This window comes from Serratia sp. (in: enterobacteria), from assembly GCF_046715635.1.
In the GTDB taxonomy this organism is placed as follows: Bacteria; Pseudomonadota; Gammaproteobacteria; order Enterobacterales; family Enterobacteriaceae; genus Chania.
Genome location: NZ_JBKJYW010000320.1, coordinates 1 through 9,834 on the forward strand (window position 1 = coordinate 1; position 9,834 = coordinate 9,834).

The 9,834-nt window shown below is 51.3% G+C and carries 8 protein-coding genes and 1 pseudogene; 4 read left to right on the top strand and 5 right to left on the bottom strand.

The window, feature by feature from the left end; translation table 11 throughout:
* Window positions 1–254: 254 nt before the first annotated feature.
* Window positions 255–803 carry a Der GTPase-activating protein YihI gene (gene yihI, locus ACLQ7H_RS17050; protein ID WP_411753691.1) on the bottom strand — a complete coding sequence of 183 codons (549 nt, stop codon included), beginning with the start codon at window positions 801–803 and terminating at the stop codon, window positions 255–257.
* Between the two features lie 747 nt (window positions 804–1,550).
* On the opposite strand from yihI, the gene yihA reads away from it, so the two are divergent.
* The gene (yihA, locus tag ACLQ7H_RS17055; protein ID WP_262186660.1) at window positions 1,551–2,198 is read left to right on the top strand and encodes a ribosome biogenesis GTP-binding protein YihA/YsxC; all 648 of its coding nucleotides are present in this window, start codon (window positions 1,551–1,553) and stop codon (window positions 2,196–2,198) included.
* A gap of 542 nt (window positions 2,199–2,740) precedes the next feature.
* Here the strand turns inward: yihA and polA are convergent.
* The gene (polA, locus tag ACLQ7H_RS17060; protein WP_411753692.1) at window positions 2,741–5,536 is read right to left on the bottom strand and encodes a DNA polymerase I; all 2,796 of its coding nucleotides are present in this window, start codon (window positions 5,534–5,536) and stop codon (window positions 2,741–2,743) included.
* Window positions 5,537–6,083: 547 nt separating this feature from the next.
* Between polA and ACLQ7H_RS17065 the strand changes: the two are divergent.
* Window positions 6,084–6,371: pseudogene (locus ACLQ7H_RS17065) on the top strand (acyltransferase); the annotation flags it as partial.
* A 46-nt stretch (window positions 6,372–6,417) separates the two neighbouring features.
* Here the strand turns inward: ACLQ7H_RS17065 and dsbA are convergent.
* The 3 genes from dsbA to ACLQ7H_RS17080 all read right to left on the bottom strand — a co-directional run bounded on the left by dsbA (window position 6,418) and on the right by ACLQ7H_RS17080 (window position 8,420).
* Window positions 6,418–7,041 (bottom strand): thiol:disulfide interchange protein DsbA, encoded by a 624-nt coding sequence (dsbA, locus tag ACLQ7H_RS17070; RefSeq protein ID WP_411753693.1) that lies wholly within the window; start codon window positions 7,039–7,041, stop codon window positions 6,418–6,420.
* 29 nt (window positions 7,042–7,070) lie between these two features.
* Window positions 7,071–8,057, bottom strand: coding sequence for a serine/threonine protein kinase (locus ACLQ7H_RS17075; RefSeq protein ID WP_121608274.1), 987 nt, complete (start codon window positions 8,055–8,057; stop codon window positions 7,071–7,073).
* A 93-nt stretch (window positions 8,058–8,150) separates the two neighbouring features.
* Window positions 8,151–8,420 carry a YihD family protein gene (locus ACLQ7H_RS17080; RefSeq protein ID WP_024527814.1) on the bottom strand — a complete coding sequence of 90 codons (270 nt, stop codon included), beginning with the start codon at window positions 8,418–8,420 and terminating at the stop codon, window positions 8,151–8,153.
* A gap of 152 nt (window positions 8,421–8,572) precedes the next feature.
* Here ACLQ7H_RS17080 and mobA point away from each other — a divergent pair, with 152 nt between their 5' ends.
* Window positions 8,573–9,163: a molybdenum cofactor guanylyltransferase MobA gene (gene mobA, locus ACLQ7H_RS17085; RefSeq protein ID WP_411753694.1), complete on the top strand. Its 591-nt coding sequence runs from the start codon at window positions 8,573–8,575 to the stop codon at window positions 9,161–9,163.
* On the top strand, window positions 9,160–9,681 hold the full coding sequence (gene mobB, locus ACLQ7H_RS17090) for a molybdopterin-guanine dinucleotide biosynthesis protein MobB (RefSeq protein ID WP_411753695.1): 522 nt from the start codon (window positions 9,160–9,162) through the stop codon (window positions 9,679–9,681). Before mobA ends, mobB begins: the two co-directional genes overlap by 4 nt.
* Window positions 9,682–9,834 lie beyond the last annotated feature (153 nt).

The following is a 9,834-nucleotide window of genomic DNA, read 5'->3' on the forward strand; positions in this document are numbered from 1 at the left end:
TAACGCGGGCCTGAATAGTTATATTTTTGGATCAGGGCCAAATCCCAGACAATGGTCTGTTCTGACATGCTTGCTCACTCCTTCCGATATTTTTTCCTACCGGGCCGGGAAATGGGCAGTTGTCTACGCTGTCTGGCCGCGGAAGCGCTGCGAAAACGCGTTTTGCGCTTCGACAGCCGCCACAGTTTACCGAATAACCACAGTAGATAACACGTCAACAGTAGGGCTATTGCCGGGATCAGCCACATAACCGCTTAAAATACGTCTTTCGGGTTACCGCCTTTCAGCAGTTTCAGAATATCTTCCTGCTTTTCTTCCTGCTCTTCGTCGTCTTCATCACCCAGTTCGATGCCCAACTGTTCCATCAGCGCATCGATACGATCCAGGGTTTGATCGACGTAAGCCTGATCTTCTGCATTCAGCGTGGCACCTTCGTCCAGGCGATCCAGCAGGGCATCCAGACGCTCATCGTTTTCCAGCTTGGTCAGTTCTTCTTCTGGCGTGAGGCGCGGTTTTTCTGCCTTCGGTTTTGGCTGCGGCTTAGCCGCCTTCACTTTAGCGTCAACCACCAGCGCAACCGGCACTTTACTGCCGAGACGAGGATCTTTAGGTTGCGCACCGGCTTTATTTTTCTGGTTGGCAGACTCAACCTGGGTACGTGAACCGGAAGCCAGGCCACGGCGCTTTTTCAAACGCTTGCGCTCGCGTGCTTCCAGATCGAGCTCCACACGACTTTTCTTTTTACTTTTTGACGTCGCCGCGCTGCTGCGTGGGCCGCGAGGTGCTTTTGATGGCTGGTTCATAGCTTTTACTCTTAGGTATGTAGATCCAGTATAGAATTGCTATACGGTTGCGGCGGAATCTAGCAGAAAGCAGACAAAGAAAAAAGGCGGCAGGTTAAAACCTGCCGCCTATTTCGCACCTTCTGTCGAAGGATATTCTTGCTCCGCGCTCCATGCGCACACTCAACATCCCGGTCTTTCCATCTGCGATAACCGCGCTCCCTGCTACTACGTCTTTCATCCTGAAAGAAAAAATCATCCGTGCTACGATCCGTTCGCTTCCACTCATCCTGAGTGCGCTTCCCGCGGGCGTCCTGATTGCAGTCACTTTATCATCCCTGCACTATTCGTGCGCTCCGGCACCAATAGTTTCAATTCCATCTGACATCATCCTGGTACTCATTTACACTGCCTGTGTATTCCCTGAGATTTGTCACCCTTCCTGGATGTTCCTGTTTCCTTGGCCTCCTGCCTTGCAACCTACATTACGCTTTTATGGGATGTGCTCAAGATACCTACAGGCAGCTTACAGCTTCATTTTACTTATCGAAATCGTAATGCATTGTTTTATAAAAAATAAAATATTTTCAGCTTTCGAATAAAGCGACATTACCCCCAATTCGAATGGTCAATGTCTCACACGGTAGGCGACCTTTTGCCACAAGGACTCTGTGGTTAAAACGCTTAAAAACCGAGAAACACACCCTTTTACCGCTGATGCAGTTATAATCGCCCACCAGATAGCCATCCTCACGGAGACGAAAAATTTTGACCAGCAAGAACTACAATTACCATGTGACCCATTTCGTCACCAGTGCGCCCGATATTCGCCACCTTCCGGGGGATGAAGGTATTGAAGTTGCGTTCGCCGGCCGCTCCAACGCCGGTAAGTCCAGCGCACTGAATACCCTGACCAATCAGAAAAGCCTGGCACGTACCAGTAAAACACCGGGGCGCACCCAGCTGATTAACCTGTTCGAGGTCGAAGAAGGCATTCGCCTGGTCGACCTGCCAGGCTATGGCTATGCCGAAGTACCGGAAGAGATGAAGAAGAAATGGCAGCGGGCGCTAGGTGAATACCTGCAGATGCGTAACTGCCTGAAAGGTCTGGTGGTGTTGATGGATATCCGCCATCCGCTCAAAGACCTCGACCAACAGATGATCCAGTGGGCCGTCGATGTAGGCACGCCAGTGCTGGTCCTGCTGACCAAGGCCGATAAGCTGGCGTCTGGTGCGCGTAAGGCGCAACTCAATATGGTGCGTGAGGCCGTGCTGCCATTTATGGGCGACATTCAGGTGGAAGCCTTCTCGTCACCGAAAAAGATCGGCGTCGATAAACTTAGCCAGAAGTTGAATACCTGGTTTAACGAGATCCCACCAGAAGTGCTGCCAGAAGACGATATCGGCGGGGAATAATAACCGCTGCGGGTATTTCGTCGGGGCACGCACTCTGAGCCGATGCTGAGACATCGGCTTTTTTACGTCCGTTATCCCACTCCTGAGGCCGCATTTCGTTATCTAATTACAGTTTTGACTAAAAGCCATCACAAAAACGTATGGCAGATGCGGCGTCATGAGGAGATAAATGCAGATAAATCAGCCAGGGAAACGGCGGGAGAAGAGCTAGCGGGGATAACAAAAATCGATGACTTGGCATTGTTTTTACAATAAAAAACGCCCCAGTCAATACTGACTGGGGCGGCTAAATATTCAGCCAAATCCGATTACGTGAAGTAAAAGGTCTGAAAGATAGAACATCTTACCTCTGTACCCTACATCTGTAACTCTACATCATTTTTTCGCGCTGCAAAAGAATTTTTTGTAGTTTACTTACACAATCCGGGCACTAACAACGGCAATTTAGTCGAAACAATCGCCGGAAGATGTTGCTCAATTACCAAAAGTGCTTACGTTTTCGCCAGTTAGAGAAAACTAGCCCTTAAGCATCACCAAGGTAATCAGTGAGCCTCATCCCAGTTTTTACCCACGCCAATATCCACCTGCAGCGGAACCGCCAGTTGCATGCTGTTTTCCATTAACTCATGAATGCGCAGGCTGGCCTCTTCGATGGCCGACTCGTGGATTTCAAACACCAGTTCATCGTGTACCTGCATGATCATGCGCACCAGAGGCTTCTCAGACCCTTGCAGCCAGGCATCCACCTCAATCATCGCACGTTTGATGATATCCGCTGCAGTGCCCTGCATAGGGGCGTTAATCGCCGCTCGCTCGGCCGCCTTGCGACGCATACCGTTACTGGAGCGAACGTCCGGCAGATACAACCGGCGGCCATCCAACGTGCTGACGTAGCCCTGCTCGGCGGCCTGCTGACGGGTGCGTTCCATATACTCCAGCACGCCAGGGTAGCGCTCGAAGTACAGATCCATATAGCGCTGCGCTTCGCCACGTGGTATCCCCAACTGGCGAGCCAAACCGAATGCGCTCATGCCGTAGATCAGGCCAAAGTTTATCGCCTTGGCACTGCGACGCTGTTCGTTGGTGACCTTCTCCAACGCCAGACCGAAGACTTCTGCCGCCGTTGCCCGGTGTATGTCCTTACCTTCAGCAAACGCCTTGAGCAAGCCTTCGTCCTGCGATAAGTGAGCCATGATGCGCAGCTCAATCTGCGAGTAGTCCGCAGCGACAATACGGTAGCCCTCAGGCGCAATAAACGCCTGACGGATACGACGCCCTTCATCGTTACGTACCGGGATGTTTTGCAGGTTTGGATCGCTGGATGACAGGCGACCGGTAGCGGTGACGGCCTGATGATAAGAAGTATGCACCCGCCCGCTCACCGGGTTGATCATCAACGGCAGTTTGTCGGTATAGGTTGTTTTCAGCTTCGCCAGGCCACGGTATTCCAGGATCACTTTCGGCAGCGGATAATCCAGCGCCAACTCGGCCAGCACTTCCTCATTGGTAGAAGGAGCACCGCCAGGGGTCTTTTTCAGCACCGGCAGCTTTTGCTTTTCATACAAAATGGCCTGCAACTGCTTGGTTGAGGCCAGATTGAACGGCTCTTCTGCCAGTTCATGGGCCTGTACTTCAAGCTCGCCAAGGCGCTTGGTCAACTCAATGGAGTGAGCAGCCAGGATGTTAGGATCGATCAGCACCCCGGTACGTTCGATATGGGAAAGCACCGGCAACAGCGGCATTTCAATCTCATTGAATACCGTCAGCAGGCTTTCACTCTCTTTCAACTGCGGCCACATCGCCAAATGCAGCTGTAGCGTAACGTCGGCATCTTCTGCCGCATAAGGGCCCGCTTCTTCAAGGGCAATCTGGTTGAAGGTTAACTGTTTTTTGCCTTTACCCGCGATCTCTTCGAAGGTAATGGTTTTATGGCCCAGGTAGCGATCGGCCAGGCTATCCATATCGTGACGGCCACTGACGCTGTCGAGTACATAGGACTCCAGCATGGTGTCGTAGGCAATACCGCGCAGATCGATGTCATAGCGCGCCAGCAGGCTCTTATCGAACTTCAGGTTCTGCCCCACCTTCAATGCCTTCTCATCTTCCAGCAGCGGCTTCAGGGTGGCCAGCACGTGGTTACGATCCAGCTGTGGGGGAGCATCCAGATAATCATGTGCAACCGGCAGGTAAGCCGCCACGCCTGGCTCAATGGCGAAAGACAGACCGATCAGGTTGGCCGTCAGGGTATCCAGACCGTCAGTTTCGGTATCGAAGGCGAAGACTTCAGCCTTTTTCAGACGCTGTATCCAATCGGCGAAGGTTTCCTCATCCAGAATGGTGACGTAGCCTTCCTGGGATAGGGTAGGCTCTGCGGCGGCTCTTGGTGCTTCTGCCGTTGCGGTTGGCTTGGCTGCCGCGCTGGCCTTACGGCCTGACCCTTTGTTTTCTAACCAGGTCCCGGCTTCGACATCGGCCATCCAGCGTTTGAACTCGTAGCGCTTAAACAGCGCCTGCAGTTGATCAACATCTGGCGGGCTCACTTCCAGCTCACTGCATTTCAGATCCAGTTCAACATCGGTTTTGATCGTCGCCAGTTTGTAAGAGAGGTAGGCCACCTCTTTATTCTGCTCCAGCTTGGCTGCCATGGTCTTGGCACCGCGGAAACTCAGCGTGGCAATGCTATCCAGATGGGCATAGAGCTGATCCAGGCCCCCTAACCCTTGCAGCAACGCCTGGGCCGTTTTCTCGCCCACCCCAGGTACGCCAGGGATGTTATCTGACGAATCCCCCATCAGCGCCAGGAAATCGATGATCAGTTCAGGAGGAATACCGTATTTATCACAGACCTCCTGCGGGCCGAGGATGGTGTTGTTCATGGTATTGATCAGGGTGACATTCGGCGTCACCAATTGAGCCATGTCTTTATCGCCGGTGCTGATCAAAACGGCATGGCCCGCTTTTTCTGCCTCTAGCGCCAGGGTACCGATCACGTCATCAGCCTCTACGCCAGGAGTGACCAGCAACGGTAACCCCATGGCTTTAACCATCTGATGCAGCGGTTCGATCTGCGCTCGCAAATCGTCCGGCATCGGTGGCCGATGTGATTTATATTCGGCAAACAGCTCGTCACGGAAGGTCTTTCCTTTAGCATCAAACACCACCGCCACATGGCTGGGGGTATACTGCAGCAGCAGGCTGCGCAGCATGTTCAGCACACCGTACATCGCTCCCGTCGGCTCACCGACCGAGTTTGTCAGCGGTGGGAAGGCGTGGTAGGCGCGGTAAAGGTAAGAGGAACCATCCACCAGGATTAATGGGTTTTCTGCAATCTGGGCCATAACGTTTCTTTTTCGTGAAAAGGACTGGGGTAAGCATGCCATAGCTAGCCGCTGGTGACGAATCTTAGCGTGCAATAGGGTCAAATTAGATGAGATTGTGCGAGGCGATCCACAAGATCCTGCCTGTGGATAACTTTGTGCATAGTTTAGAGTCTAAATTATAACGAAGATAATATCGTTATAATGGAAAATAAAATTCCTATAAAAATCACACTGTTGAAAGTTGGTGTTGGCGGTTTTGCTATTTGTCGTGTTTCTATTAATTTGTGGATATAACTGGGGCCGAAGTTTAATCGCACGTTTAATCAATTTAGGCACCTCAATGACCATAGCACAAGATTGAAAATCTGCACGCCAACGGCAAACAACAGGCTATTTCTACCCGGTTAAAATCGCTGACTATTAGCCGCGTGTACTTGGCCGGGATTCTGTTAAAATATTTTTTGTCGATACTTACCAGCTTATCTATACCCTATGAGTTTCAAGCTGCTGCTTGAAAGACGACGGGTTCCCCAATCCTCAGCGCTAAACCCATGCCAAAATTGTTATCCCCAAAGCTGCCGGAATCGCCTTTACGCTTAGCGCACTTGGCCAGCAATTTGATAAGATCCTGAATGTCACCTTGTGCTATCCGGATAACCGTGAGCATCCCTTTATGGATATGTTGTATGGCCGTTTACAACGGATTGTCGTCAGGATTGAATGCCTGCCGATTGATGAGTCTCTGCACGGGGATGACTTCAATGACAAACTGTTTAAACGTAAATTCCAGATTTGGCTGAATACGTTGTGGCAGGAAAAAGATGGTTTGCTTGACAGGCTCAAGCGTGAATAAATTAAAAAAAACGCCGGATTAACCGGCGTTGATTTGTTACTACTGGTTACTTTTGTTCGCTCAGGAACTTAACGACATCAGCAAATTGCTTGACGTAAACGTCCATGTTGCTGGTATCCAAGCCATCGTTTTTCACCATGTATTTGCCATTAACAAATACCGCTGGCACGCCACGCAGTTGCAAATCTTCTGCCGCTTTCTCTTGCTGAGCCACCAGAGATTTCACCACGAAGCTGTTTAAAGCCGCGTCATAGTCTTCACCTGCTACGCCAGCATTGACGAATACCTTGCGGATATCGTCAGGTGTTTGCACGGTTTGAGTTTTCTGAATCGCTTCAAACATTGGCTGAGTGATTTTGTCTTCTACACCCAGAGCCATGGCAACTGCCCAGGCCTGAGTTAATTGCTTACCCAATGGACCCAGGAATTCCACATGGTACTTGGTCATCTTGGTGCCTTCAGGCAGCGCTTTTTTGACCGCATCAGAGATATGGAAAGTCTCTTCAAACTGATAGCAATGTGGGCAGTAGAAAGAGAAGAACTCCAGCACCTGTGGCTCGCCAGTTACCGGCTTATCCAAAGTGATGTATTGCGTACCGTCACTGAATTGCGCAGCGGAGGCACTAAATGCCATCACCATACCAACGAGTGCCAACCAAATTTTTTTCATAACACTAAACTCTCCATTATGTTTACGCTTCAATACATTGGCATTAGCTGCAGAGGAGGTTCCTGCAACAGCTTAACCTGTTCAGTAAATGCCGCAGTCTGAGATAACCAGAAATCAGACTCCGCCATCCACGGGAAACTTTTTGGAAATGCGGGATCCTGCCAACGGCGTGCTACCCATGCCAGGTAATACACCATGCGCATGGCTCGCAAGGGTTCGATCAACGCCAGCTCACGCTGATCAAATTCAGCAAATTCGCCATAGGCCTCCAGCAGGATATCCAGCTGCATCAGCCGATCGCGACGTTCGCCATGTAACAACATCCACAAATCCTGTATTGCCGGCCCGTTGCGCGCATCGTCAAGATCGACGAACAACGGCCCATCACGCCACAAGATATTGCCTGGGTGACAATCGCCATGCAAACGCAGCGGCTGCCAATCCAGCTGCCAGTGCGGTTTGATAGCGTCAATCAGCGTATCCGTTGCCCGCAGGAAAGTCTCGCGCTGGGCCTTGGGGACTAAATCACAGCTGGCCAGAACCTGCCTTGGCTCCGTGAGATACTCTTCAATGCCAATGGTCGGCCGCTCGGTAAACAGGCTTTCGCTACCCACCTGGTGGATACGGCCAAGAAAACGCCCGACCCACTCCAGCTGTTCCAGATTATCGATCTCATACTGGCGGCCACCGACGCTCGGAAATACGGTAAAGAAAAAGCCTGCATGGGTGTGCAGCGTATTTCCCTGTAATACCAGTGGCGCGACCGCCGGAATTTCGTTGTGCGACAAATCCAGCGCGAACCGGTGTTCTTCACCGATTTGCTCTGCACTCCAGCGTTCGGGGCGATAAAATTTCACCACGTAACGCTGACGATCCTCATCCATAAACTGGTAAACGCGGTTTTCATAGCTGTTGAGCGCCGTCAGCCCAGAATCAACACGCAAACCTATCCCTTCCAGCGCATCCATAATCAGATCGGGAGAAAGGGTTTCAAAATTAAATGCAGAGTTGTTCATAACAACCGTTCAGTTCGCCAGATGACAACAGCGTGCCAAGAATAAGAAAGAGTAGCACTAATCACCGCTACTGATGACCGCACCGCATGAATGCTAATCTTTTATCACGCCACGGGCACGCAGCAACGCCGTTTTAAAGTCGTCTTCGTAGTCTTTCTTCAAGCCTGGGATCTGTTCTGTGCCCGCACTGCCGCGCATTTTCAGGTGATAGATCAAAATGTCATCGCTCAGATCGCCTAACTCACCCTGAAAACCCGCTTCCTGCGCCAGCTTTTGCAAAAACTGAATCAGGTTGAGATCGGGATCCTGCTGCCAGGCCGGGTGCAAAAGCTCAATCAGCTCGTTTACGCGATGCGTTTTCATATCAAAAATATCATCCAGTGAAGTGATAAACCCACAAAGTAACAGGCTTGACTACGTAGTGAAAGAACCAGCGTGTCAATAAAGGTAAATCATGATGTCCGGGCAGGTTTGGCGCTACAATCAGGGCATTGGAGAGGGGTTGGATGATGACTATGCATGCAAATATAACCGGCGTTATTCTGGCCGGTGGGCGCTCTACCCGCATGGGGGGGAAAGATAAGGGATTGGTGCAAGTGGGGGATAAACCCCTGTACCAGCACGTACTGGGCCGATTAACACCCCAGGTGGGCCAGGTGATCATCAGTGCTAACCGTAATAAACAGTGTTATCAGCAAAGCGGTTTAGAGGTCGTCGGCGATCTGACAACGGATTACCCTGGCCCTTTAGCCGGTATATTGGCTGGCCTCACTTATGCCCACACACCATGGATTGTCTGCGCCCCTTGCGACGTACCCGATTTTCCTCTCAATCTGGTAGAACACCTCTGGCAGCATAAAGGCAATGCCCTGGCTGCCTATGCTAATGATGGTGAGCGTGATCATCCTACCTTCGCTTTACTGCATACCAGTATGGCAGAGGAACTCACCCAATATCTAGCCCGAGGGGAACGCAAATTGATGCTGTTCATGGCGGCTATCGATGCACAGCAGGTAGTGCTCAGTGGGCAGCAAGAGGCCTTCCGCAATTTGAATACGCCTGAGGATTGCCACCAGTGGCAACAGGACAAGGGGGGTGATCAATGACGGGTTTATTGCCACCCATGCTGGCTATCGCCGCCTATAGCGGTACGGGCAAAACTACGCTACTTAAGCAATTGATCCCGCTATTAAAAAATCAGCAGGTACGAGTTGGCCTGATCAAACATACCCATCATGATATGGAGGTAGATACGCCAGGTAAGGACAGCTATGAACTGCGCAAGGCCGGTGCAGACCAAACGCTGGTTGCCAGCGATCGGCGCTGGGCATTAATGAGTGAAACACCGGAGCAACAGCCTTTAGATCTCCAGTATCTGGCCAGCAGATTCGATCGCAGCAAGGTGGATTTGATCCTGGTGGAAGGGTTCAAACATGAGCAGATCAGCAAAATTGTTCTCTATCGCGAGGCGGTCGGCAAGCCGCTTGCGAACATGTTGGATCAATATGTTATTGCCGTGGCCAGTGACAAGAAGATAGAAGGTGTTGCGCCGTTGCTAGATATCAATCAGCCAGAAACGATCGCTGGGTTTATCGTTCAGTGGCTGAAACAGGCAAAGGCATAGTTCCCTCACCCTAACCCTCTCCCACGGGGAGAGGGAACCGATCGAGTCCGCTGATTTCTCCGTGTAATGCTTCATCTTTCCTCTCTTACTCACCACTTACCGAAGCGGCACGGACTCATCAACGTCGCCGGACAGCCCCCTCTCCCCCGCACG